Origin of the sequence: Streptomyces sp. MI02-7b (genome assembly GCF_033793585.1) — a bacterium.
Taxonomy (GTDB): domain Bacteria; phylum Actinomycetota; class Actinomycetes; order Streptomycetales; family Streptomycetaceae; genus Actinacidiphila.
Window position 1 is genome coordinate 54,314 of the sequence record NZ_JARAWX010000032.1, and the last position, 25,606, is coordinate 79,919.

Below are 25,606 nucleotides of genomic sequence, written 5' to 3' on the forward strand. Positions count from 1 at the left end.
CTCGCCGTCACCCTGGCCACCCCCGGGGTGGCCCACGGTGTCGCACCGGTACTGCCGGCCGCCGCGTCCTCGGCCGGGACGGACGGCGCGCAGCGTCCGCCGGTCACGGTGACGCTGATCACCGGAGACAAGGTGACGGTGGCTCAGGGGTCGGACGGGCGTACCCCCACGCTCGACGTCAAGCGTGCGCCGGGCGCGACAGGGTCGGTGCGCGTCGTCGGCGAGGGCGGCGACACGTTCGTGTACCCCGACGAGGCCATGCCCTACGTCGCGACCGGGCGGCTGGACAAGCAGCTCTTCAACGTCACCCGGCTGGTGTCCCAGGGCTACGACGACGCCCACGCCAGTGCGCTGCCCTTGATCATCACCCACCCCGACGTCGCGTCCGCTCGCACGAGCGCCGCCACCGGCGACACACTGCTGCCGGGGGCGAAGACCACCCTGGCCCTTCCCTCCGTCCACGGAACGGCCGTTCGCGCCCAGCGGTCGAAGGCCGCCGCGTTCTGGTCGGCGCTCACCGGCACCGGCTCCGGCGGGCCGGACGAGAACGTCCAGCGGTCGACCGCGCGGACCGGTGAGGCCACGGACGACGCGCACGCGCCGTCCTTCGCCGCCGGTGTGTCCACGGTGTGGCTGGACGGAAAGGCGGAGGCGGACCTGGCCGACAGCACGGCACAGGTCGGTGCTCCCGCCGCCTGGGCCGCCGGCGGCACGGGCGCCGGGGTACGGGTCGCGGTGCTGGACTCGGGCGTGGACTCCACCCACCCGGACCTGGCGGGCCGCGTTGTGGCGTCCCGCAGTTTCGTCCCGGGCGACGACGTGCTCGACCGGAACGGCCACGGCACCCACACCGCCTCCACCGTCGCCGGAACCGGCGCCGCCTCCGACGGCAAGGAGCGCGGTGTCGCTCCTGGCGCGGACCTGATCGTGGGCAAGGTCCTCGGCGACAACGGCTCGGGTGCGATATCCGGGATCATCGCCGGCATGGAGTGGGCGGCGCGGACCGAGCACGCCAAGGTGATCAACATGAGCCTGGGCACCGCGGCATGGCACACCCAGGACGACCCGCTGAGCCAGGCGGTCAACCAGCTGAGCGCCGAGACGGGCGCGCTGTTCGTCATCGCCGCGGGCAACAGCGGCAACAGCCCCTACAGCGTGAGCGCGCCGGGCACCGCCGACGCCGCGCTCACCGTGGGCGCGGTGGACTCCTCCGACCACCTCGCCGACTTCTCCAGCGCCGGACCCCGCCTGAGCGACGACGCCCTCAAGCCCGACCTTACGGCCCCCGGCGTGGACGTGCTCGCGGCGCGTTCCCAGTACATGAACGACGGCGGTGAGGGCTACTACCGTTCCGACAGCGGCACTTCCATGGCGGCGCCCCACGTCGCCGGCGCGGCGGTCCTGCTGGCCCAGAAGCACCCGGCGTGGACCGGGCAGCAGATCAAGGACGCGCTCATGGGCACCAGCGTCCTGACGCCCGACTACACCCCCTACCAGGCAGGCACCGGCCGCCTGGACGTGGCCGCCGCCTACCTGAAGGACCAGATCGTCGCGACCGGATCCGTGGACGCCGGGCTCGTCCCCTGGTCGCCCGGCAAGCAGCGGAAGCCGGTCACACGGCAGATCACCTACACCAACACCACCGACCGGTCCATCACGTTGCAGCTCTCGACCCCTCGCGGCGCCTCGCCCGCGGGTGTGTTCACCCTCGCCGCCGACCACGTCACGGTCCCGGCCCGCGGATCCTCGACGGTCGGCCTCGTGGCGGACCCGAAGGGACTGGCGGCCGGCCAGTACGCCGCCCAGGTCACCGCCCGTTCGTCGGCCGGTGCGGTGCACACGGCCGTGGGCCTGTCCGTCGAGTCCGAGAAGTACGCACTGACCGTCCACCTCAAGGACCGGGCGGGCAAGCCCGTCAGCGGAGAGGTCGAGATCACCGGCGCCGACGGGAAGACCACCGTCCTGTGGGTCCCGGACGGTACGCTCACCAGCCGCTGGGCCCCCGGCTCCTACACCGTCGTCTCCACCCTGGACGTGGAGGGCCGCCACGGCCCGCACTCCCTGGGATACGCGGTGCTGACCGTTCCCGAGCTCGACCTGACGGCCGACCGGACCGTGGAGCTCAACGCCTCGGGCATACGCCAGGTCAAGGTGGCCACGCCCAAGCCCACGTCCGTCACCACCAGCAGGATCGACCTGTTCCGTTCCTTCACCTCGAGCAAGCCCACGCCCGCGGACTGGCAGGCGCTGCACGAGATCCTCATTCCCTCGCCCGCCTACGACAGCCTGTGGGCCCTGCCGACCAAGGGCAAGGTGAAGAAGGGCAGCTTCGTCTTCACCACCCGCATCCGCGCCAAGCAGACTCCGCTGAAGATCACCTACGGCGGGCGCAGCCTCGACGACACCCTGCTGGTGCAACCCGGATCCCGCCCGTTCAAGGACGGCACCGCGCACGTCGACGCCGTGTTCGCCGGCGACGGAACGGCCGCCGACTACGCCGGAGTGTCCGCGCGCGGCAAGGCCGTCGTCGTCCGCAGCAGCGCGGCGGCGGCCCCCACCGACCAGGCAGCCGCGGCGCGGACCGCCGGGGCCGCGATGCTTCTGGTCGTCAACGACACCGACGGCCGCAAGATCGACTGGTACGGCGACCCGGACGGCATGACGACCGGTCCGCTCCCGGTCGCCACGCTCACCACGGACGAGGGCGAAGCCCTCATCAAGAAGATCAGGTCCGCGGGGAAGGGCGGAGCGAGACTGACCGTCGAGGCCCATCCTTCGCCGAAGTACCTGTACGACCTGGCCGACTACCACCAGGGAGGCATCCCGCAGGACCCCTCGGCGGCAACGGATCCCGGCAGCCTCGCGCGCATCGAGAACGACTTCGCCCCGCCCGCCGGCAAGCAGGTCACCGAGAGCCGGGAGGACAGCCCCTCGTACGAGTACTGGCCGGCCGCCTACCCCTACGCGGTGTACGGGTCGGTGCGGGTCCCTGCCTTCCCCAGGGAACCGGTCGCCGCCGGGCACCGTACCGACTGGGTCTCCGCCAAGAACGGCGTCAAGTGGCAGCAGTACGCGACCACCGACGACTGGTCGACCTTCAGCGACATCGTGGGCTACAAGCCGGGCAGCGTGCACAGCGAACGCTGGTTCGGCCCCATCACCCGGCCGCGCATCCTCGGCTTCGAGGTCCCGCACCGTGTCGGCAACGGCATGGGAGGAACGATCGCGGGATTCGGTGACGGTGGGTCCGCCCACAGCGGCCTGACCTCATCCCTGTGGTCGCGGAGCTTCGCGCTCTACCAGGGGGACCGGCTGCTGGCGCAGAACGGGCCGCGGCCCGATCTCGGAGTGGGCGACCTGGCACCGGAGAGCCTCCCGTACCGGCTCGTGGTTGACACGAAGGGGAACACCGACTTCACGCCCTATTCCAGCGCCACGCACACCGAGTGGACCTTCCTCTCCGGCAACGCCGAGGACCAGGCCATCCCCTTGGCCCAACTCGACTACGGAACGGAACTGGACGCCGCGGGACGGGCGAAGCGCACGTCTGCCTTCTCCGTCACTCCCACTGTCGCCGGCAGTGACGCGGCCAAGGACGCGGTCTCCTCGGTCAAGGTGGACGTGTCCTACGACGACGGGAAGTCCTGGCGGTCGCAGGAGCTGAAGGAGAGCAAGGGCAGCTGGCGGACGGTGCTCCACGCGCCGGCCCGCGCGGATTACGTGTCCGTCCGCGTCACCGCCAAGCAGCGCAACGGCGGCGGTATCACCCAGACCGTCACGCGGGCCTTCGGTCTGAAGTAGCCCGTGCCGGCGGCCGGTGCCCCGCCCCTGCCGGGGTGGGGCACCGGCCGCTCAGAGGCCTCGCGGTCAGCGCCGGACGGCGGCGAGCGCGGCTGCCGCGGCAGCCGCGAGCGTCCCGTCCCCGCCTGCCCGCGCGGCCCAGGCGACATGGCCGTCCGGACGGATCAGCGCCGCGCGGAGCCGGTCCCACTCCGTCCGGGCCGCGCCCGGGTCGTCCGCGACCACGGTCAGCACGTGCGGCGGGGGCGCGTTCCCCGCGAGGGCGGACACGGCCTCCGCGTCCGCCTTCGAGGCCACCAGCAGCACGTACCGGTCGGGGGCGAGGACCGAGAAGAGTCCCCTGCCGTCGGAGAGCCGGATGTCCGGGGCCCGGTGGCCGACCAGAGGATGGGCGTCACCGCCCGGCGGATAGGCGACGGCGAGCCCGGACAGTTCCTTCGCCAGCAATGCGGAGAAGGCGGGCACGTCGGCCACGGCCCGGTTCAGCACCGAGCGCAGGGACAGCAGATCCGGCCGGAAGTCGGTCATGAGCGAGGTCTGGGCGCGGACGAGTTCCATCAGGGCGAGCCCGGCGCCGTGGCGTTCGTCGTGGTAGCTCTCCAGCAGCCCGTCGGGAGCCCAGCCCCGCAGGGTGGCCGCGAGCTTCCACCCCAGGTTCCAGGCGTCCTGCAGGCCGACGTTCAAGCCCAGGCCGCCGACCGGGAAGATGCGGTGGGCGGCGTCTCCGGCGAGAAGGACGCGTCCGCGCCGGTACCGCTCGGCGAGCCGGTTGGCGGATCCCGTCCTGGAGATCCAGAGGGGATCGCGGAGGCCGAAGTCCGAGCCGGCGATGGCCGCCAGCCGGGTGCGGAGCTCCTCCGCCCCGGCGTGTTCCGTCCAGTCCTCGTCCCCGTCCTCATCGGCGTTGACCCCGCCGACACGGTGGACGCCGTTGCCCATGGGCACGACGAGGGCCTGGCCCGCGGCGCTGTTGCGCTGGAAGTACGGGACCGCGGGCGGGTCGTCGAGGGTGACGTCGGCGATCCAGGTGTACGCGGTGGACTCCGTTCCCGGGAAGGCGATCCCGGCGGCCTTGCGGACCCCGCTCGCGGCGCCGTCGCACCCGGCCAGGTAGTCCGCCTCCAACGGATACGTCCCGGTCGCGCTCTCCACGCGGACCACCACGGAACCGGCATCCTGCGTCAGGCCGGCGAAGGAGTGCCCACGCCTGATGTCCACACCCAGGTCCAGGGCGTACCGCTCCAGCAGTTCCTCCACCCGCGGCTGCCCCAGGACGAGGATGTGGGGGAAGGGGGTGTCCAGCGCGCTGAAGTCGACGCGCTGGTCGAGCAGCCCGAAATGCGAGTTCGGGATCTTCCTGCCCTCGTCGAGGAAGAGGTGGGCGATTCCGCGCGACGCCCAGATCTCCATCGTCCGCGGATGGATCGTGAACCCCTTCGAATGGGGAAAGCGCTCCTCGCGCCGCTCGACGACCGTCACGTCGACGCCCGCCAGACGCAGTTCCGCCGCCAGCCACAGGCCCGTCGGCCCGGCACCGACGACAACGGCCTCTCTCATGCGTTCCTCCGCCGATGAGTGGATCCACGGGCGCGGTCGGTCGATCCGCGCCCCCGCAGTGGCCTGTCGGCGGGGACAGTAACAGAGAACCGCGGCCAGGCCGACCGTCCGGTCCCGGTCAACACGACTGCCGCGCAGGGGAGTTGGTCGCCCCGAGCCGCGTCGGCGGCCGGGCCGGCGCTGCGCACCCTGTCAGGTGCGGCCGGGACAGGAGCGGAGGATGCGGTGGCCGGTCCGCAGCCGTTGGCCTGCAGGCGCGGCCGGGGGGCGGCCCCGCTCGTCGCCGCGCGGTACTACCGCGCGGCGGCAGAGCGCGAACGCATCGTCGCCGGACCGCGCGCGGCCTTGCGGGGCTCAGCGCGGCTCAGGGCGGTCCGGCTCCGGCCACAGGCTCGTGATGACCTTGCCCTGCGTGTAGAAGTGCACGGCCTCGCTGCCGTACATGCGGTGGTCACCGAAGGCCGAGTCCTTCCAGCCGCCGAAGGAGTGGTAGCCCACGGGCACCGGCATCGGCACGTTCACGCCCACCATGCCGGCCTCGACCTCCCGTTGGAACCGGCGCGCCGCGCCGCCGTCGCGGGTGAAGATCGAGGCGGCGTTGCCGAAGCGGGAGCCGTTGACGATGCCGATGGCCTCGTCGTACGTCTCGGCGCGCACCACGCACAGGACGGGACCGAAGATCTCGTCGCGGTAGGCGTCGGAGTCCGTACTGACCTTGTCGAGCAGCGAGATGCCCATCCAGTACCCGTTCTCCAGGCCCTCGACGGTGAAGCCCCTGCCGTCGAGCACCACGTCCGCTCCCTGGGCGGCCGCGCCCGCGACGTATTCGGCGACCTCGTCGCGGTGTGCCCTGGTGACGAGCGGGCCCATCTCGGACTTCGGGTCGTTGCCCGGGCCGATGGTGAGCTTCGTGGCCCGCTCGACGATCCGGGGGACCAGCGCGTCGCCCGCCGAGCCGACCGCGACCACCACGGAGACGGCCATGCAGCGCTGGCCCGCGGAGCCGTAGGCGGCGGACACGGCCGCCTCGGCCGCCGCGTCGAGGTCCGCGTCGGGCAGCACCAGCATGTGGTTCTTCGCTCCGCCGAGGGCCTGGACGCGCTTGCCGCTCGCGGACGCCCTGCTGTAGACGTGGCGGGCGACCGGCGTGGAGCCCACGAACGACACCGCCGCCACGTCCGGGTGGTCGAGCAGCGCGTCCACCGCGACCTTGCCGCCGTGCAGGATGTTGAGCACGCCGTCGGGCACCCCGGCCTCGGCCGCGAGTTCCGCGAGGAGCAGGGACGCCGACGGTGCCTTCCCGCTCGGCTTGTGGACGAAGGTGTTCCCGCAGGCGATCGCCATGGGGAACATCCACATGCTGATCATGGCGGGGAAGTTGAACGGCGAGATGCCGACGACCACGCCGAGCGGCTGCCGGATCGACGCCACGTCGACGCGGCTCGACACCTCCGTGGACGTGTCGCCCTTGAGTGCCGTGCCGATCCCGCAGGCCAGTTCGACGATCTCCAGGCCCCGGGCCACCTCCGCCAGCGCGTCCGCGTGGACCTTGCCCTGTTCGGCGGTGATCAGTGCGGCGATGTCGTCGCGGCGCGCGTCCAGCAGGGCACGGTAACGGAAGAGGATCGCGATCCGCCGGGCGAGCGGGGTCGTACGCCACGTCGCATAGGCCTCCTTCGCCGCGGCGACCGCCGCGTCGGCCTCCTCCGCGCCGGCCATCGCCACCCGGGCGGTGACCTCGCCGGTCGCGGGGTCGGTGACGGCGCCCCAGGTGCCGGAGGCACCCGAAGCGTCGACGAAGGGCTTGCCACCGATCCAATGGGTGACGGTCTTCATCGGCAGAACTCCTCCAAGAATGACGGCGGCGGGCAGCGAGGGTCTGGTCGCCGCACCTCACACGCCTTGATCGCGGCCGGACGGGGCCGCGCCCTCAGCCGAGCAGGTGCCACCACGCCCTCGGGGCCGGCACCGCTGAGTTGGAATCTACTGCTCAGATCCCCGCGAAGAGGCGGACGGGAGGCCCGCGGCCCGATGTGCCTGCGACCGGTCCAGCAGTGTGGTGGCGCGGGTCACTGCCCTCCCTTGTGCCTCGCGGGCTGCGGTCGCCCCGCCCGGGGCGGTGCGTGAGGCCGGTCAGAGCCCGGCGGCAAGGATGTGGTCGATCCGCCTGTGCCGGCGCGGGATTCGCCGCCGCGCCGGCGGCGACCTTGGCTTCCGGGTCCGCCGGCAGTCGCCCCGGCACGTCCGGGCTGACGTTGGGGTGCCGGGCCACGCCCGCACGCAGGAACGAGTCCTCGTCGGCGGCGAGACGCCGCAGGGCCGGATGAAGTCCCGCGTGGGCGTCCCGGATGGCAGGGTCGGGGTGCTCGGCGATCCGGCGGCGCATCGAGGGGGGACACGGTGCCCGTGCAGGAGCACTGCCGCATCGCTGCGTCCGTCCTGGTCCGCCGGCCGCCCGAATCCCGACAGTTGCGGCTGCTCGCGATGGACCATGCGCCCATGCGACTGAATGCGCATGCGTGGTGTCGGGCCTGCCGCCCGCACGTGCCGGGCCCAGCATGCGGCGATGAGGGGTCCATGCCCGGCGGGCGTGCGTTAGTTTGCCCGCCATGATTGAACTCGGACCGGTCACCTGGCCACCTGCCCCGATCACGACCGAGCGGCTCGTGCTCCGCGAGTCCGAGGCCCGCGACCGCGCCGGGCTGATCGAGCTGTTCGCCTCATCAGAGGTGGGCACCCACATCGGTGGCCCTCGGCCGCGTGATGAGCTGGAGCGCTCGGTGTCTGAGGTGCCTGGGCAACGCCCCGGCTTTTTCGTGGTCGAGCTCGACGGAGCGTTGATCGGCATCGTCACGCTCGACCGGCGTGCCACCGAGCGGCCGGGTCACGTCCGCCCGGAAGGCGGCGAGGCCGAGCTCGGCTACATGTTCCTCCCTCAGGCGTGGGGACACGGCTACGCCACCGAGGCGTGCGCAGCGGCCCTCGACTGGTTCGCCGACACGCTTCCCGGTGAGCCGGTCGTGCTCACCTCCCAGACCGCCAACGTCCGCTCGACGCGGCTCGCGACGAAGCTGGGTTTCACCGAGGTGGCGCGGTTTGAGGACTACGGCGCCGAGCAGTGGTGTGGCGTCCTGTCCCCGGTCTCGCCGTCCGGTTGAGCTCGTGCTCATTGCCGCCGGACGGCGTCACCACCGAGCGGCGGGCCCGACACCACGCATTCACATTCAAGAGCGGGCTCGTGGCCGACGGGCACTCACCTCTCACGGTCCGTCCGGGCTTTCGGGGCGCGGGGCGATGTCCCGAAGGGCCTGGGCGACGGCGGGGTAGTCCTTCTTCAGGATGGCCCCGTGGTTGCTGGTGACCTTCGCGGCGATCTCGATGCGGGGGTTGCGGGCGGTCACGGCGTCGAGGCCGGCGCGGATGCGTTCCTGTTCGTCGCCGCGGCTTCCGAAGGACGTGCCGGAGGCGACGACGTAGCGGACGGGGACGGCGATGTCGTCCAGTACGGGGCCGAGTTCGCGTTCGCGGGAGAGCCTGCCGAGTTCGATGTTGCTGTCGGCCTGCTGCTCGGCGTTCATCCGCGGGGCCAGGCCGGTCGGGCGCAGCAGGGGCAGGAACCAGCTCATGCGCCGGAACAGCTTGCGGATGCGTCGCTCCATCGCGTCGTCGAGCCAGTCGTGGGGGAACGCGCCGTCGACCAGGACCGCGCCCAGAGCGCGCTGCGGGTTGCGGCGGGCCCAGTGCGCCGCGACGACGGCGCCGTAGGACCAGCCCACCACCAGCGCCCGGTCGACGTTCCGGGCGGCGAGGACCGCGTCGACGTCACGGACGGCGGCCTCGAAGGAGTAGTCCGCCGAACGCTTCGACTTCCTGCCGCGGGCCCGCTCGTCGTAGGTGATGTGCCGCCACTGCGGGCCGAGTTCGGCGATGACGCGGCGCCAGTACCCCTGGGTGGCGAACTGGCCGTTGAGGTACACCACGGGGATGCCGGGGCCGCCGGAGTCGGTGACGGCCAGGGCGGTGTCGTCGACGGGCACCATGCCGGTCCACTGCGGACTCGTCGAGGAGGAGCTGTTCTTCGTCATGTGTTTCCCTCTGCTCGTGTCGGGTGTCGTGTGCGTCGGGTCGTGGTGGGCTCGGCCGGGCGGTTGCCGGTGGGGGTCGGTCAGAGGCTGCGGGCGGTGATGTCGCCGCGGGCGGTGGTGGCGCGGATGTCGAGGCCGGCGGCGCCGTCGTTCTTGAGGGCGTTGCCGATGCGGCCGTGGCCGGTGCCGGCGTCGAGGACCGCGGAGACGCCGGCGGCGGCGGTGACCGTGATGTTGCCGGTCTCGGTGCGGAGCACGACCGTGCCCTGGACGGCCTCGGCGATGGTGATGTCGCCGCGTGCGGTGGTGATCTGCGCGGGGCCGTCGAGCCGGCCGATCTCGACGTCGCCGTCGACGGCGGTGAGGCGGACGCTCGCGGCCTCGTCGATCGTGATCTTGCGGTACGCACCGTCGAAGGCGATGTCGCCGAGGCGTCCGGCGCTGTGCAGTTCGGCGGCGGCGGTCGTGGCCCGGACGTGAGAGCCGGCGGGCAGGTGGACGGTGATCTCCAGGGATCCGCGGCGCCCGACGAGCCGGTTGTCGGGGGCCGGGGTGGTGACCCGCAGGACGCCGTCGGCGTAGGAGACGGCGGTCTGCTGGGCGGTCGCGGCGTCGCGGCTCTTGCCCGGGTCGGCGTGCAGGACCTCGACGGTGGTGTCGGTGCGGTCGGCGGCGACGAACCGGACGCGCCCGGCGGGGACGTCCAGGACGGCGGAGATCGGGGCGGCGGTGTCGAACGTGTGCATCGTGGTCTCCCGTGTCGTCTCAATGTTTCTGACATCGGAAACGCTACGTTGCTTTCCATATGTAGGCAACGCCCTTGTTGCATCAAATCAGTAATCATGCAGGCCAGTGCCATAAAACCATTGCAACGATGCTGAGGAGAACGCAACGGCTGCAGTTCCGATCATTGCAATGATCGAGAGGTGAACGCTATAGTGGCCGGACCGGGGACCGATCCGAGGAACAACCCAGGGAGATGACGATGCCGGGAGGCAGGCTCACTCAGTCCGAACGCCAGCAGATCGCGCTGGGGCTGGCCGACAGCCTGCCGTATGCGGAGATCGCCCGGCGTCTGGAGCGCCCGACCTCGACGGTCACGCGCGAGGTGATGCGCAACGGCGGCCCCACCGCCTACCGCGCCGACCTGGCCCACCGCGCCACCGAGCACCGCGCGCACCGGCGCAGGCCCGCTGCCACGCGGGGGGCGGAGTCGGTCCCGCAGCCGCACGGACGTGATGCCGCGGCGGTGGCCGAGTACGAAGAGACCTTCACGACCGTGCTGATGGCCTCGGGCCTGAGCAAGATGACGGCCCGGGTGCTGACCTGTCTGTTCACCACCGACGCGGGCAGTCTCTCCGCGTCCGAACTCGCCCAGCGCCTGCAGGTGAGCCCGGCGTCGATCTCCAAGGCGATCACGTTCCTGGAGAGTCAGAGCCTGGTCCGCCGAGAACGTGACGAACGCCGCCGCGACCGCTACGTCGTCGACAACGAGCTCTTCTACCAGGCCACGATCGCCAGCGCCCGGGCCAACGACCAACTCGTCGCCACGGCCCGCCAGGGAGTGGCGGTCCTCGGCCCGCAGACCCCGGCGGCCGCGCGCCTGGAGAACATCGCCCGCTTCCTCGACTTCATCAGCGAGAGCATCACCCGCGCCGCCGAGCAGGCCCGCGAGGTCCTCCACGCCAAGCCCGAGAGCACCGCGGACGACACCACCCGGACGCCCCCGGACCACGGATAGCCAGATGTCCGGAGGAACGGCCGAGTTGCCCGCGCCGGGGCCGGCGCCCCGGCCGCGACAGGGGCCGTCAGGCGGTCGCCGCCTCGGCGCGCGCGTAGAACGCGGCGAGTTCGTGCGGGTTCTTGGTGTAGACGTCGATCTTGTGTACCGCGCCGTTCTCGACCTGGTGGATCTCGACCATGGTCAGCGGGAACCGTTCACCGGTGGTGTGGGCCGTGAGTGTTCCCGTGAGCGTTCCGACCACGCCGGCCGGGCCCTGGAACACCTCGGCCGCGGTGATGGCCACGTCGGCGTAGCCCGTCATCGCGCCCAGAACCGACCGGACGAACGCCTCGCGGCCCTGGTGCACGCCGCCGTAGGGGAGTTGGTCCGGTTCGTCGACGATCACCTCGGGGGCGAGCAGCGCCAGCACACCGGGCACGTCGCCCTTGGCGAGGGCGTCGTACAGCGCTCGTACGACGTCCGCGGGGTTCTGCGGCGCTGTCTCGATCCGGTCGTTCATCGTGGGTGTCCCTTCAGTCGGGCCGAGGTCCCGAGGTCCGGTCGGACCCCGGTGGACCGGGGCAGTCACCATGCAACGCCAGGCGGCGCCGGCGGGGGAGTCCGCGCTGTGAGGGGTACCGGCAGGGACCCCCACCGGGGGCGCGGCCTGCCTACCCTGTCGTCATGGACAACCGGGGCGCAGTCAGCGCATTCCTCCGCTCCCGACGCGAGAAGATCACCCCCGAGCAGGCGGGTCTGCCGGTGTACGGGCAGCGGCGGGTGCCCGGACTGCGCCGGGGCGAGGTCGCGGCGCTCGCCGGGGTGAGCGTGGAGTACTACACGCGCCTGGAGCGCGGCAACCTCAAGGGTGTCTCCGACAGCGTGCTGGACGCTCTCGCCCAGGCCCTGCGGCTGGACGACACCGAGCGCATGTACCTGCATGACCTGGCCCGGGCCGCGGGGCCGGCGGCCCGGGCGCGGTCCCCGCGGCGGGAGGCCCGGCCGGCGGTGCGGGCGAGTGTGGCGCGGATCGTGGAGGGGATGCCAGGGATGCCCGCGTACGTGATGAACAACCGCCTCGACACGCTGGCCGCCAACCCGCTGGGCCGGGCCTTGTACTCGGAGATGTTCGCCGACCCGGCGTGCGAGGGGAACGTCGCCCGCTTCGCGTTCTTCCACGCCGCGGCACGGCGGTTCTACACCGACTGGGAGCGGATGGCCCGCTTCGCCGTGGGCGCGTTGCGCGTCGAGGCGGGGAAGCACCCCCACGACCGGGAGTTGTCGAACCTGATCGGTGAACTGTCCACCCGCAGCGACGCCTTCCGCGTGATGTGGGGGTCCCAGAGCGTCCACGTCTTCCGCGACAGCACCAAACGCCTGAACCACCCGCTCGTCGGCGATCTGGAACTCGACCAGGAGACCATGAGCCTGCCGGACGAGAGCGGCCTGAGCGTGGTCGTCTACAGCGCGCCTCCCGGGTCCGCCGCCGAGGACGGCCTGAAGCTGCTCGCGAGCTGGTCCACCACCGCCGGGCTGGAAGAGGACGCCGCGTCCGCCGGCACACCATCATCCCCGCGGCCCCCACAGCCCTGAGCGGCGCCACCGGGCGACGACGGACGGCCGGCCCCCCGAGGGGACCGGCCGTCCGTCGTACCGCGGTTCACGCCCGGGGCGCGCCGGCGGCCCCGTTCCCGGAGCCGCCGGCGCCCTTTCCGGCCGCGTTTCCGGAGCTACTTGCGCTTGAGGGTGAAGTTGCCGGTGACCGTCGCTCCCTTCTTCAGCTTCAGCGTGGCGACGGTCGGCTGGTAGCCGTCCTTGGCGACGATGACGGTCAGCGGGTTGTTACGGGTGTCGAGCCACAACCCGTAGGTGCCGTCTGAGCCGGTGGTGAGGGTGTAGGTCGAGGCCCAGCTGTCGATCTGCACGGTCGCCCCGGCCAGCGGCGCGGTGCCGCCGCCCGCCGTGTTGCCCAGGACGAGACCGGCGATCTTCCCCCAGGTCTTGGGCGGGTCGACGTGCAGGGTGACCGGGATGCGCGGCACGGAGTACGGCGTGTCGGTGCCCACGCTCAGACCGGCGGTCAGGTCACCGGGCTGGGTCACCGAGGCCGCCGAGGCGTCCAGGGAGACGGTGACGGTGGTGCTGGCACCGGGCTCCAGGGTGAGCTGCTGGACGCTCGTGCTCAGCCAGTCCACGTCACCCGATCCGGTCTGGTCGTAGCCGGGGAGCACCTCGACCTTGCCGACCGGCGTGCCGGGGGCGTTGCCGCCGCCGACCTTGTAGAAGCCGGGCGCGCCGCCGCCGCGGTAGGTGGCGAGGTTGGCGTTGGGGAGCTCGCCCCAGGTGCCGGAGGCCGGGTCGAAGGCCTGGCTGCGGTTGGTCAGGGCGTTGTTCCCGACACCGCCGACGAGGATCAGCCGGCTGTTGGCCGCGGCGTAGGAGGTACCCCACTGGGGGGCCGGTACGTCCGCGAGCTGGGACCAGCTGTCGGTGCCCGGGTCGTAGGCGTAGGTGTGGGTGACGTCGTTGTTGCTCGCGCCCAGACCGCCGGCGCAGTAGATCTGGCCGTCGATGGCGCCGCAGGCCTCCCACGAGATGGCCTCGGGGTAGGCGGCGATCTGGGACCAGCTGTTGGTGGCGGCGTCGTAGACACTCGCGTCGGTGGTGCCGCACGAGTCGGCGGCACATCCGCCGATCATGTACAGCTTGCCGTCCAGGACGGTGGTGCCGGAGCCCGCGTACGGCTTCGGCGCGGACGCGCCGGTGGTCCAGCTGTCCGACTGCGGGTCGTAGATCTCCAGCTTCCCGTCCGGGGCGCCCGTCGGGCCCCAGCCACCGGCGACGTAGAGCTTGCCGTCGATGAACCCGTGCGCGGGGTCCTCCCGGGTGTCGGAGGCGCTCGCCAGCTTCGTCCAGCTGCCGGCGACCGGGTCGAGGACGTACAGGTCCTTGACGTCGGTGGATCCGTTGTAGCCGAAGGCGGAGTAGACCTTGCCGTCGAGGGTGGCGACGGCGTTGTCCATCAGGGCGCCCGGCAGGTCCGGGGCGCTCTGCCAGGTGTCGTCCGCCGGGGCCGCCGCGGACGGCTTGGCCGCGCCGGACGCCGCGTGGGCCTTGCTGGACAGCGGGTTGAAGTCACCCTTGACGGTCTGCAGCGCGGCGCCCTTGGCCTGCTGGGTGAAGCCGCCGGACTGCTCGCCGAGCTTGACCGTGGCAGCTGCGCCACCGGTGTTCTTGACGGTCAGCTTCTGGGTCTTGGCACCGCCCCAGGCGACGGAGGCGGAGACGGAGGCCGGGGTGATGGTGACCTTGCCGGCCTTGAGCTTGAAGTTGGCCTGGACGGCGCTGTCGGCCCCGGTCTTCACCGACTTGGTCACCGAGGTGTACTTGGCCTTGGCCGCGGTGAAGGGGTGGCTGCCGAAGGCGGTCGAGACGAAGGAGTAGAAGCCGTCGGGCAGGTTCGGGTCGTCGGGAGTGGCCACCGTGGTGGTCGACTCGGCGGGCTTGTCCTGGCTGGTGACACCGGCTCCGACGATTCCCTCACCGGTGTTGGCGTCGGTCACGGTGCCCACGACCAGGCCGGCCGGGACGGCGGTGAGGTGCCGGTCGCCGACGAAAACGTTGTCGACGGCCCACCACCAGCCGAAGCTCCCGGTGAAGTGGAAGCGCAGCTGCACCGCGGGCTTGCCGGCGAAGTCCGACAGCGAGGCCTCGATGCGGTCGCCGGCGACGTCCGAGCCGGGGGCCCAGATCCTCGTCCAGTGCGCGCCGCCGTCCGAGGTCGCCTCGACGACCGCGGACTGGTCGCCGAACGACTTGTACTCGGTGTTGAAGGCCACCTCGGGGTCGTTCTTCCCGGTGAAGTCGTAGACCGGGCTGACCAGCGAGCTGTCCTGGGTGGCGCCACCGCCGAAGTGGTCGCTGTCGACGATGGCGAACGCGCCGTCACCGCCGGTGCGGTTGGTGCGGTTGCCCGGGTCGTCGAACTCCCAGCCGCCCGTGGTGTCCTCGGCGTTCTCCACCTTCCAGCCGGCCGGCGGGGCGTCGGTGGCGTCGAAGGGCTCGTTGGTGCCGGTCACGTCGACCTTGTATCCGGGCGGGGTCGCCGTCCAGGAGTCGACGGGGACCGAGATGCCCACCGTCTGGGCGGAGTCGCCGACGGTGACCGTCTTGCTGACGGCCTTGTAGCCGGGGGTGGCCGCCGCGACGTGCAGGGTGTACGAGTGCCCCTGAGGCAGGTCCAGGCTGTACGCGCCGGTGGCCGGATCGGTCCACACCGCGCCCGGGACGCCGTCCGCGGTGATCTTGGCGTACAGCGGCCAGCCGTGGCCGGCGCCGTCGGTGACCTTGCCGGCGACCGTCTGGCTGGGCACCGGGGCGAGGGTGAAGTTCTTGGTGACCGTGGCGTCGTCGTCGACCACGACACCGCCGGCGGAGCCGTCGGCGTAGCCGAACGCCGCGACGGAGACGTCGTAGGTGCCGGTGGGCACGGTCAGCGAGTACGCACCGGAGGCATCCGTACGGGCGGAGTTGTCGCCCGCGCTGACGGTCGCGCCGGCCAGGGCCTTGCCGGTGGCGCTGTCGGTCACCGTGCCGGTGATCACGCCGTGCGGGCCGCTGCGGAACGCGGTCAGGCCGGCGGGGGTGCCGAGACCGGTCGGGCCGTCGTAGCCGGTGGCGCCGTTGCACAGGTACGACGGGGAACAACTGCCGTTGCTGCCGGTGGTGACGTCGTTGATGCCGGTGCCCGCCGCGTACGGATAGGCGTTGGGGTACGAGCCGGCGACGGGGGTGCCGGCGGCGGCGTACACCGAGGCGATGATGGGCGAGGAGACGCTGGTGCCGCCGTAGACCGCCCAGCCGCCGTTGCCGTAGGTCTGGTAGACCGCCACGTCCTGCGCGACGGCGGAGACGTCGGCCAGGGACCGGTGGTCACAGCCGGTGTCCTGCTGGAAGGCGGGCTTGGGCTCGTACAGCGAACAGCCGGAACCGGCGTCGCCCCAGGCGGACTCGGTCCATCCGCGGGTCGTGGACGGGGCGCGGGTCAGCGTGGTGCCGCCGACCGCGGTCACGTACTGCGAGGCGGCCGGGTAGCTCACGCCGTAGCCGTAGTCACCGGTGGACGCGGTGATCGCGACGCCGGGGTGGTTGTAGTGGGCGTCCAGTTCCGTGGTCTCGGACGGGTCCTCGCCGTTCCCGCCGCGGTAGTCGGTGCCGTAGGAGTTGGAGACGTACTTCGCGCCGAGCGCCACCGCCTGGTCGACGGCGGCGGACAGGCTCTCGAAGCTGTTGTCGTCGGCCTCGACCAGCAGGATGTGCGCGTTGGGCGCGCTCGCGGAGACCATGTCGAGGTCGAGCGAGATCTCGCCTGCCCACCCGGGGTCCGGCGTGGGGTAGTCGGTGCCGCCGCGCTGGTCGACCTTGCGGAAGCAACCGTTGTCCGTGGTGCAGGCCGGCAGCCCGAACTGCGCCCGGTAGACGGCGAGGTCCGACTCGGCGGTCGGGTCGTCGAAGGCGTCCACGATGGCGACGGTCTGTCCGGCACCGCCGTCGGCGGGCAGGTCGTAGGCGCTCTGCAGATCGCCGGCGCCGTAACCGGCGGGGGTGCTCGCCGCCTTCATCAGGCCCTTGACCGGCTTCACGTCCGTGCGGCGCAGGGCGAAGCAGCTGAACTGGCCGGGCTTCGGCGTGTCACAGGTCGGTTCGAAGGCCGGGCGCGCGCCGGTGGCCGAGGCGGCCGGGCGCGCGTCCGCGACGCTCGTCGCCCCTGCCGGTGCCTGTACTCCGAGCACCGCCATGGCGGCGGCGCCGAGGACGGCCAGGCCCCTGGCCACCCTCCGGTGGACAGGGTGTGCGGTTCTCGCTGGTCTGTGCAACGTGACTCCCATGCGTGCTTGCTGGGATCGAGCCGCGTACGGCTCCTGGGTGAGGTGAGCGCCGGGGCGTTCACCGGGGCCCATTAGCGAGATGGGTTCTGTGCATGTCAATGGGGATGTTGTGAGGACGGTGTGACCGAATGTCACCACATGGGTGTGGTGGCCACGTATTTCCGCTGGGAATGTCGCCAAATGCCCGCGCCTCGGCGTCCGCTGAGCGAACGCCGGCGTCTCGTCAGGCGTGACCGTTCACGGAAAGTATTGAGGGCGTGAATACGACACAAGACGGGAAGCCGCCAGCGCCGCCGAATGGAACCGGCCACATCGTGGGGGGCCGACTATTTGTGCTGGTCAAACCACTGTGCGGGGGTGTCATGGTGCCGCCGCACGCCTGCCCGCCGGTCGGGCGGATGTCGGCGTCGCTCCTCCTGCAGCGGGTCCGGACGGATCCGGGCAGAGCCGAGTGGCAGCGTGTTCCACCGTCACGCCCTGAGCCGCGCGGGCTCCACGGTGTGTCGGTCGCAGCGGGCGGGGAGGCAGCAGGGACTGCTGTGATTCCTGTCGGGGCCAGACCCTCGCGTCATGGGGAAACCCAACGTGGGCAGGGCGACAGCGGCTGACGACGCTTTCCGATGTGTCATCGGGTGGCCTGGGCTCGTCCCGTGGAAATCACCGGGGGGTGATCCCCATGGGGGGACTCATGAACTTCTCGAGTGGCTTGCTCTTGATCGTTCTCGGGGCACCGCTCGTCGGCATCACCGGCCGGGTGATCGAGAACTCCGGGCGGGCGGGCCTCGGCAGGACGATCTTCATCGGCGGGTACCTCGCGGTGCTGGGGGCTTGCTGTCTGGCTGATCGTCGGCAGTCCCTGACGGTCGTCAGGCCGCACGGGGGCAGGTCGTCGGCGGGGGTGTCGGCGCACCGACGGCGGGCCCTGCAGGAACTGGCCGCACAGTCACTGGACCTACCCTTCAGCACGTGCCGCCGACATCTCACCAGGGGCGCAGAACTGCTCTGCGACCGCCATACACCCGTGACTCGGGTAGACGCCGGCAAACCCGAGTGCAGGGCGTCGAGAGTGACGACGGTGCCGGTCAGGTCCAGCAGCGCCAGCAGCGGACGCTTGCAGGTGGTCCCGTTCGGCTTCGCACCGATCTCCATCGGGGTGACGGTCACGACGGTGTCGGGGTGACCGCGGAGAGCAGATGCCGACGCGTCGCGGTCGAATGGGCTGATCCCCTGAGCGCCTTGCCATCGACGGCTATGGCGCGAGGCCGCCCGGATGCAGAGACACGCGGCGCCGGTCGGCCAGGTAGGCGCCCACCGCCGGGCCCAGGGGCGTCAGCGTCAACATCCCTCAGTACACACCCGATCGAGACCGGCGACGGCATCCGCCGCCACCTGAGCAGATGGCGGCGGATGCCGATGACTCCCCAACAGAGTGTCTGCGGCACGTTGGCCCCGGCCCAGTTCGCAACCCGACCAGGGGTCCCGGCAACCCGCAACCCGCAAGCCGCCAGGTCCCGCCCGCAGCGGTCTCGAACTCGGAGAAGTCCACCTGCCAGACCTGGTTCGGCCTGCTCGGCTCGGTGGCGAAGGCGGCCTTGCGGCGGGTGGCGTCCCGGACGCGCTCACGGGCCGGGCGCGGCCGCGGCCTTCGCCGGCGTGCCCTGGCGGGCGCAGGCCTGGTGGCGCCGCCAGGTCCGCTCGCGCACGCCGACCAGTCGGCAGAACCTCGCAGTCGGCGTGCCCGCATCTCTGCGGATCACCTCGAGGTCCTCGAAGGGCTCTGTCGGCCCTCAGCGGATTACGTCCACACCCGCACCTCGACCGCAGCCTCGCCGGCGCCTGTGCCACGTCGGCAACCTCTGAATCAAGTCGCTGTTCCCGACCGCTCGGGCCGGACTTGCCCGCGAGGCCGGCCCGGCCGGACTCCAGGAACTGGCGCTTTCAGTTTCCGATCGACAGCACGATCCGGACCTTCTCCTCCGGCGGCACCGGCGGCGGCCTCACCATGATCGGTCGGACTCCTTCACAGGTCAGGACCCGCAAGATACGAGTCCGGCCACGAAGTCTGACGCGCCACAGAGGCACTCCTGTGCCATGTGAGGAGCTGCTCGACACAAATCCCCAGTGTAGTTCCCTTTGATCTTGAGGTGCCGCTCTGGCGCCGCCACGGTCAAGCCTTGCGCAGGCCTGTCATCAGTGCTGACACACACCCTCCAGGACCATGGGTGACCATAATTGCAGCTGCCGTGTCCATCAGTGAAGCTCGGCGAGGCATGCGAAGTGAGTGATACGGAGCCGAACTTTCATTCGGTGAAAGTTTTTTGCTGCCCCGCGGTTCGGAGGTATTGTGCGGACGGCCGACGGTATTGACGGGAACTGGCCGATGGCATGCCGACGACTCGGCAGTTCTCGGACGATCTGTCGGATAGAGAAGATTCGGCGGCACAGAACGACCTGATGCCCCGACGGGCAAAGGTGCCGATTGGCCTGAGACGATATGAGTGACGAGTTCGCAGTACAGCCGAAATCAGGGGTACCTTTGCCGTCGTGGGTATCGGTTCGCGCCCCATAAAGGAAGGATTTCAGTCATGCTGCATATAACCGTGACTCGGGTGGATCCAAATAAAGTGGAAAGGCTTCGCGATTGGTTGCAGGTGCTGCAGGGTCCGCGACGGCATGAGGTCACCGCGACCTTGGTTGATGAAGGTGTGCGGCACGAACGTGCGGTGCTCGTTGAGTCCTCGGACGGACCGCTGCTGGTCTATGTTGTCGAGTGTGACGACTATGAAGCGGCGCGGGCCGCTTTCGCGAAGTCCGAGCACCCGATAGATGCGGAACACAAACAGGTGATGGCCGAGGTGGGGGGCGCTCCTGTGCCGTTCGAGGAGCTGCTGGACGTGAAACCCCCGGTGTAGTTCCCTTTGATCTTGAGGTGCCGCTCTGGCGCCGCCATGGTCAAGCCTTGCGCGCCGGCCTGTTGTCTGCGCTGTCACACCCTCCAGGACCATCCATGCCTGAATGTAGCTGCCGCGTCCGACGCCGGACGGTCCCGCCGGCTGCGAGCACCGGACCCTGGAGCCGAAAGAGGCCCAGAGCCTGGTCATCTTCGGAGTGGGGGCAGAGAGGTTGTCCCACTACGGACGTCGGCTTTTCAGGGTGACGCTGGGTCGTCGAGGGTCAGGCGGGTGCCGGCTGTGCAGCCGTCGAGGTGTCGCGCCGGTACTGCAGGCGCTTGAGCCGGTTGCGGAGGTTCACCGAGTCGATCGCGCACCGAGACCAGTCCAACTCACCGCGGGCCCCGAGTTCGTCGAGGACCAGGCGGTGGAGCTTGGCCCACACCCGGGCCTTCGTCCACTCGGTGAACCGGCGGTGGGCCGTCGCGCCAGACGGCCCGAACGAGACAGCGGGCAACTGCTGCCACGTGCAGCCCGAAGTGGCCACGAACACGACCTGGCCTTTCTCGGACTGGCCGCGGCCCTCTGCTGCAACAAACGGCTCCGCAAATGACCATGTAGGACACGGTCTAGGGGGCCATCCCATGGGGCGAGTCCGCGGCAGCGGATGAGGGTGCAGGCGGCGGTTGGTCGCGCCCGCTCAGCCGGCCGAAGGGTCCTGTGTCGCCTCGCGTGCCTCGGTCAGGGTTCGCTGCCTGAGGCCGCCGCCGAACAACTGAAGCGTGGTGGCGGCCAGGATGTCATCCCTGCCGATGGTCCGCGCGGTCACCCTGCGGGCGGACAGGGCTCGGAAGGAGTCCTTGCGGAGTGGGGGCGCGGGTTCGCCCGCCACCACCAGGGTGACGGTACCGAAACGTTCGCCCCCGCCCTCGCGGACGATGGTCGCCGCGTCCCGGGCGAGGTCCGTCAGGAACACGCTCGCGATTCCGTCCAGGTCGCGGACCATCGCCGGGACGGCAGTCGCCCCCTGGCTCCGCAGCAGCTTCCTGACTCCGGCCTCGAACCTGTGGGCGCCGACCACAGCACTCGGTTTGCGTGACCTGCTGCGCTTAGGAGAAGGCAGTATGACACCCTCGGCGTCGGACAGGACACCGGTCAGGCCCCGAAACGTCGGGCTGTGGTCATACCACTTGTCCCCTACTTCCAGCTCGACGTTCCGGTCGATCGCCGAGAGAAGGTCCCTGGGAATCAGCTTCTTCCGGGCCTCCTCCGCCGCCGCTCTCCTCGCGCCGTCAATTATCTCTGTCAGCACTGTCCGCGTCACCGACGCGGCGGCCCACGCGGCCGAACGAGAGACGTGCATCGGGGTCACGTCCCTGAACACCGCTTTGACGAGGGAAGCCTTGAACGGCGAGACACCATCCATGACCGAGGCGGTTCCGGGACCGATGCGCTTACGGCGTGCGGGCTGTGCGGTCATCAGAAGAAACGCTCCCTGTTGTCGGAGTTGTCAGAGGCCCCCACTTCACCACGCAGACGCGTTCTCTCCCGCCATCGTCTGTCAAGCGGCACCCGGTCAAGAACCTGACGGGCACATCCTGGCAGCCGGACCGATGGTGATGTCGTCCCCATGGGTGAGTCTGCGGCAGCAGATGAGGGGGCGAGCGATGGCGGTGAAGGCGAGGAAGTGGTCGGCCTCACGGTCGCAGCGGCGGTGGAGCCGGCGGCAGTTGGCGTGGCGCGTTCGATCGTCCGGCGGTGGCGGCCCAGTCACTCTGAGGACTCGACTCCTTTCCTTACGATGTGGTGCTGGATGCCACGCTGGCGTAACCATCGCCGCAGGCCAGCGTAGTCATAGTCCTGGTCGGCGCGCAGCTTTCCCGGCTTGCGCCGCCGGCGCCCGTGGCAGGAGCGGATCGGTGGTATCCCTTGTACGAGGGGGATCAGTGCCCGAACGACACAGCGGGCAGCCGCTGCCCGTGCAGCCGGGGTGGCCACGAACACGATCTCCGCATAGACCCCACGATCACCATGCTGGCGTCAACCGTCACCCTGAGGGCGCGCGACGACGCCGCCGGCACCACGTGCTGGCACAACCCCCCCGCCTGTCCGGTACCGGCCGCGCAGCAATGCCCGTCACCGACGACAGTTCACCCTGACCAACTCCCACCAGCCCGACCACACCGTCCAGACCCGGGCCCTGCACGCGTACTTCGCTGGCGCCACGCCAACGCCCGCCACCCCCTCGCCGCCCAACGCCGAGAACGCACCCGCATCCGCAGCGAGAAAGGCAGCCACTGGGGCGGACGAGCATGGGCAACCGCAGCCTGACCACGCCCCCTCCGGGCCCGGCGCACAGCTCGCCATGAGAGGCTGACAGGATGGGGGCGGCGCCGGACGATCAGACTTCCCGGGAGTTCTTGGCAGGGGTCCACGTTGGCGACCTCTACAGCGTGACGGTTGCAGAGATCACGCGGTCTCACGGGGTGGCGGTGACGCTGGACGGATTTTCCGCGCGCCCGCTGGGAATCGTCTGGCCGGCGGACGTCTCCTGGCGCCGGAATGTGGCTGCGGCCGTGACGATCGGCCAGCGGATCACTGCTGAGGTGCTTGCCGTTGACCTGGACGAGGGCCGGGTCAGGCTGGCGATGACCGCCACCGAGAATCCGGAACTTTGGGCGTTCCTGACATCACGACACCGCGGAGAGGTCCTTTCCGGAAAAGTCGCGGCGATCGAGCGGTTCGGCGTGTTCGTGTCGCTGGACGACGGCCCGGACCACCCGGTCTTCCCTGGCGTCGGCTTCATCACGATCCCCGAACTGTCCTGGCGCCGCATCGACGCAGTTTCGGACGTCGTTCGGGTCGGACAGCACATCTCATGTGAGTTCCTTCAGTTCGACGACTGGAACGGAGAGGCAAGGCTGTCCTTGAAGGCGATGCGACCGGACCCCTTCGCGGCGTTCATCGAAGGGACTGCCGTGGGCCAGACGCTGCACGGACAGGTCACCAAGGTGGTCCCGTTCGGCGTCTTCGTTGAGGTCGCCGACGGCGTTGAGGGACTGGTCCATCTACGAGAGCTCACCCGGATGCCTGTGGAGCCTCCGGAGAACGTCCTTCAGGTCGGCGACGAGGTCACGGTCGTCGTCACAGAAATCGACCGGGAACGACGCAGGCTGGCACTCTCTCGACGTCACGTCTCACCCGACTTCCGGTGACACCAGTGTGTCGCTGTCTCCCTGCGCGAGTGCTCAGGTCGCTCAGCCCATTTGGTGAAGGCGAGGCCCCGCCCCGAACCCGGTGAACTTATGCGGTCAGCACTGGGCGGGGTGAAGGTCGTGACCCGCCGGAAAGGGGCGACTACGTGCCCGCGATCGGTTCGCACCGAGGAGTGCCCTATACGGCGCATCAGCTCCCGCTTTCGCGTGGAGGCCTGGTTGCGAGGTCCGCTACGACTCGGTTTACCTAATCGATGATGACGTGCTGGTGAATCCGCGCGCGGTCGTCGCCTCCCGGCCGCAACTCGGTCCTGCGCTTCCGCTGCGTACCTGCTGCCCGCGCCATCCGGAACGTCGCCGACCCGCGCAAGGCATGCCCCCTTGGCTCCGCCAGCGGCAGTTCTCGGGTGAGAGTATGGCCGTATGGCTCTGCCTTACGCCGACGATCTGGCGTCCCAGGTGCTGCGGATCGATTTCAGCGACGATTCGGCCTGGGAGGCCCTGAGAATGGCGATCGACGCTGCAGACGACACAGCCGCGACGTATATCGACGACAAGTGTTTCGCTGACGCGAGCATTCAGACCTTGGTCGATGAGGATGCCGCATCCGAGGAGGACGACAAGATCACATACGTGTTCCTAGCGGATGCAGTCACCATGACTGATCCGACGCGCCCCCTTCTCTCCGTCGATCTGTACGACGATCCCGGGCGGAGTTTCCGCGTCCCGGTCGAGTGGAACCCCGAAATCTCCGCCAACCTGAGCATCGCCGATATGGACTTCGCCGACTCCGCTGACTGCACGGACGGCTCTGACACGTTCCGCGGTTGGTGACGGCGACGCCACTGAATGCCCGGGCATGCTCCCGCGCGCGAAGGTGGTAGCAGCGGCCGTCATTGCCGTCGTGCTCAACGCCTCGGGAGCAGCCGGTCCACGTGACGACAGCGCCCGGAACGCGGTGAGGCGGCCGACCGCTGGGGCCCCGGCCGTGCTCGACCGCAGCCTGGGCAGGCGACGGGCCGAAGATCCCGTCAACGCCCGCTTCGTCGAGCTCACGTGGGTGCCGACGCCGTCAAGGCGCCAACCCGTCGCGAAGCGCGGTCAGAACCAGTGAAGGCAGTGCGGGGAACGTTCGGCGCGGAACATGGAGTCGGCGAGGGCGGCCGCACCCGGGCGGAGCGCTCGGATGTGTCCGGCACACACGAGGGTGCTCGGCGTGGTGCCGCCGAGGTAGATCGAGCCCAGGTCTCTCACGTCCAGGGACAGGTGGGGTTCCCGGTCGGTCGGGACGCAGTCGGCCTTGTTGTCCCGGACGGTCAGCAGGTAGCGGCCGCGCTCGCCGAGGAACGGGTCGTCGACGTCGAGGACGAGCTCGCCGTCCGTGAACCAGCCGCGCGAGGTCAGTGCACGCGGGATGTCCAGCAGTCGCACCCACAGCCAGTCGGTGTGGTTGCTCGCCTGGCCGGCTCGGAAATCCGCGAACTGCCAGCGCAGCGGGTGCTCGGTCGGGACATGCCGGAACACGACCTGAGTGACCAGGTCGTGTCCGAGCAGGAACCGGGCCAGGGCCGCGAAGACGGTGTCGTCGGTGGCGATGGTCTCATCGACCGTCAAGGTGCGTGACTCGTCCAGGGAGTAGCTGGCGTACCCGTCGGGGACGCCGTCCGCGTCGCGGTGGACGGCGACGTAGCGCGGCGTCGGGGAGACCGGGGGCTGCCCCGCACCCAGGGCCCACCAGCGGTGCGGCCGGGAGAGCGCGCCGGGTTGCGCACGGCGGTACCGGTCGTAGACCTCTTCCAGGATCTCGCCGCACCGGGCTCGCTGGAGCACCTCGACGGAACCGGCGTCCGAGCCGTTCGCCGAGGGGTCGGCCGCGCCGCGCGCCGCCCGGGGAAGGGCGAGGGCGGCCTCGTGGCGCGGCACGGTCAGCCGCCCGGTGTAGGTCGCCGGTCCGTACCCGAACCTGCCGTAGATCGTGGCCTCGGAGGCCAGCAGTACGGAAAGGAACTCCCCTTGGGCGCGCAGCTCGCCGAGTTGATGCCGCATCATCGCGCTCAGCACGCCCTGCCGTCGGTGCGAGGGCAGGACACCGACGAAACTCACTCCGGCGGCCGGGACGATGCTTTTGCCGGGCAGGGTGAGTTCGAAGGAGTACGCGCCGGCGGTGCCGACGGGTCGCCCGTCCGCTGCCACGGCGAGCAGGCCGCGGTCCATTTCGAGCGCCGACCACCAGACTCCGCGGCCACCCTCGGCCGCGGTTTCCGGGAAGCGCCCGAACGCGGCATGGAGGGTGTCGACGAAGACGTCGAGGTCCTGGTCGGTCGTGGGACGGATCTTCATGTTGCCGCTGCCTCCCCGGGTACCGGCACCACGTTCATGGCGCCCGCCACAGTGCAGCGTCGAGTTGTGGCCGGGTCAAACGAATTACGGCCGCCTCGGGCCGCCC

General features: G+C 70.6%; 16 protein-coding genes and 3 pseudogenes. 9 read left to right on the forward strand and 10 right to left on the reverse strand.

The features are described 5' to 3' along the window. Positions 1–27 precede the first annotated feature (27 nt). Entirely contained in the window at positions 28–3,801 is a 3,774-nt protein-coding gene (locus PV364_RS35725; protein WP_319664962.1) for a S8 family serine peptidase, read from the forward strand. 66 nt (positions 3,802–3,867) lie between these two features. On the opposite strand, the gene PV364_RS35730 is transcribed toward PV364_RS35725, so the two are convergent. Both PV364_RS35730 and PV364_RS35735 read right to left on the reverse strand, forming a co-directional pair. Further along, entirely contained in the window at positions 3,868–5,358 is a 1,491-nt protein-coding gene (locus PV364_RS35730) for an FAD-dependent monooxygenase (RefSeq protein WP_319664963.1), read from the reverse strand. A 354-nt stretch (positions 5,359–5,712) separates the two neighbouring features. Continuing rightward, positions 5,713–7,194: a CoA-acylating methylmalonate-semialdehyde dehydrogenase gene (locus PV364_RS35735; protein WP_319664964.1), complete on the reverse strand. Its 1,482-nt coding sequence runs from the start codon at positions 7,192–7,194 to the stop codon at positions 5,713–5,715. A 773-nt stretch (positions 7,195–7,967) separates the two neighbouring features. On the opposite strand from PV364_RS35735, the gene PV364_RS35740 reads away from it, so the two are divergent. Next, positions 7,968–8,516 (forward strand): GNAT family N-acetyltransferase, encoded by a 549-nt coding sequence (locus PV364_RS35740; RefSeq protein ID WP_319664966.1) that lies wholly within the window; start codon positions 7,968–7,970, stop codon positions 8,514–8,516. Positions 8,517–8,618: 102 nt separating this feature from the next. Here the strand turns inward: PV364_RS35740 and PV364_RS35745 are convergent, their stop codons facing one another. After that, a complete protein-coding gene (locus PV364_RS35745) occupies positions 8,619–9,443 on the reverse strand; it encodes an alpha/beta hydrolase (protein ID WP_319664967.1) in 825 nt (274 codons plus the stop codon). A gap of 80 nt (positions 9,444–9,523) precedes the next feature. Next, a complete protein-coding gene (locus PV364_RS35750) occupies positions 9,524–10,189 on the reverse strand; it encodes a DUF4097 family beta strand repeat-containing protein (RefSeq protein ID WP_319664969.1) in 666 nt (221 codons plus the stop codon). Between the two features lie 239 nt (positions 10,190–10,428). Between PV364_RS35750 and PV364_RS41410 the strand changes: the two genes are divergently transcribed. Further along, positions 10,429–11,184 carry a helix-turn-helix domain-containing protein gene (locus tag PV364_RS41410; RefSeq protein ID WP_401979779.1) on the forward strand — a complete coding sequence of 252 codons (756 nt, stop codon included), beginning with the start codon at positions 10,429–10,431 and terminating at the stop codon, positions 11,182–11,184. Between the two features lie 67 nt (positions 11,185–11,251). Here the strand turns inward: PV364_RS41410 and PV364_RS35765 are convergent, their stop codons facing one another. Then, entirely contained in the window at positions 11,252–11,686 is a 435-nt protein-coding gene (locus PV364_RS35765) for a nuclear transport factor 2 family protein (protein WP_319664970.1), read from the reverse strand. Between the two features lie 164 nt (positions 11,687–11,850). On the opposite strand from PV364_RS35765, the gene PV364_RS35770 reads away from it, so the two are divergent. Next, a complete protein-coding gene (locus PV364_RS35770) occupies positions 11,851–12,759 on the forward strand; it encodes a helix-turn-helix transcriptional regulator (RefSeq protein WP_319664971.1) in 909 nt (302 codons plus the stop codon). Positions 12,760–12,896: 137 nt separating this feature from the next. On the opposite strand, the gene PV364_RS35775 is transcribed toward PV364_RS35770, so the two are convergent. Further along, complete coding sequence (locus PV364_RS35775) at positions 12,897–17,000, reverse strand: carboxypeptidase regulatory-like domain-containing protein (RefSeq protein ID WP_319664973.1); 4,104 nt, start codon at positions 16,998–17,000, stop codon at positions 12,897–12,899. A gap of 742 nt (positions 17,001–17,742) precedes the next feature. On the opposite strand from PV364_RS35775, the gene PV364_RS35780 reads away from it, so the two are divergent. Together PV364_RS35780 and PV364_RS35785 are read left to right on the forward strand one after the other, a co-directional pair. Next, on the forward strand, positions 17,743–18,234 hold the full coding sequence (locus PV364_RS35780) for a hypothetical protein (RefSeq protein ID WP_319664975.1): 492 nt from the start codon (positions 17,743–17,745) through the stop codon (positions 18,232–18,234). Between the two features lie 1,405 nt (positions 18,235–19,639). Further along, on the forward strand, positions 19,640–19,966 hold the full coding sequence (locus tag PV364_RS35785) for a DUF6176 family protein (protein ID WP_319664977.1): 327 nt from the start codon (positions 19,640–19,642) through the stop codon (positions 19,964–19,966). Positions 19,967–20,294: 328 nt separating this feature from the next. Here the strand turns inward: PV364_RS35785 and PV364_RS35790 are convergent. From PV364_RS35790 to PV364_RS35800, 3 genes and pseudogenes are all read right to left on the reverse strand, one after another. Further along, positions 20,295–20,498 (reverse strand): annotated as a pseudogene (locus PV364_RS35790) (transposase); the annotation flags it as partial. Positions 20,499–20,645: 147 nt separating this feature from the next. Beyond that, on the reverse strand, positions 20,646–21,425 hold the full coding sequence (locus tag PV364_RS35795) for a hypothetical protein (RefSeq protein WP_319664978.1): 780 nt from the start codon (positions 21,423–21,425) through the stop codon (positions 20,646–20,648). Positions 21,426–21,521: 96 nt separating this feature from the next. Then, positions 21,522–21,898, reverse strand: a pseudogene (locus tag PV364_RS35800) (hypothetical protein); the annotation flags it as partial. A 190-nt stretch (positions 21,899–22,088) separates the two neighbouring features. Between PV364_RS35800 and PV364_RS35805 the strand changes: the two are divergent. The 3 genes and pseudogenes from PV364_RS35805 to PV364_RS35815 all read left to right on the forward strand — a co-directional run. Further along, positions 22,089–22,276, forward strand: a pseudogene (locus PV364_RS35805) (IS630 family transposase); the annotation flags it as partial. A 50-nt stretch (positions 22,277–22,326) separates the two neighbouring features. Further along, positions 22,327–23,160, forward strand: coding sequence for a S1 RNA-binding domain-containing protein (locus tag PV364_RS35810; RefSeq protein ID WP_319664979.1), 834 nt, complete (start codon positions 22,327–22,329; stop codon positions 23,158–23,160). Positions 23,161–23,583: 423 nt separating this feature from the next. Then, entirely contained in the window at positions 23,584–23,994 is a 411-nt protein-coding gene (locus PV364_RS35815; RefSeq protein WP_319664980.1) for a DUF6924 domain-containing protein, read from the forward strand. 267 nt (positions 23,995–24,261) lie between these two features. Here the strand turns inward: PV364_RS35815 and PV364_RS35820 are convergent, their stop codons facing one another. Then, entirely contained in the window at positions 24,262–25,500 is a 1,239-nt protein-coding gene (locus PV364_RS35820; protein ID WP_319664982.1) for a GNAT family N-acetyltransferase, read from the reverse strand. Between the last annotated feature and the right edge of the window lie 106 nt (positions 25,501–25,606).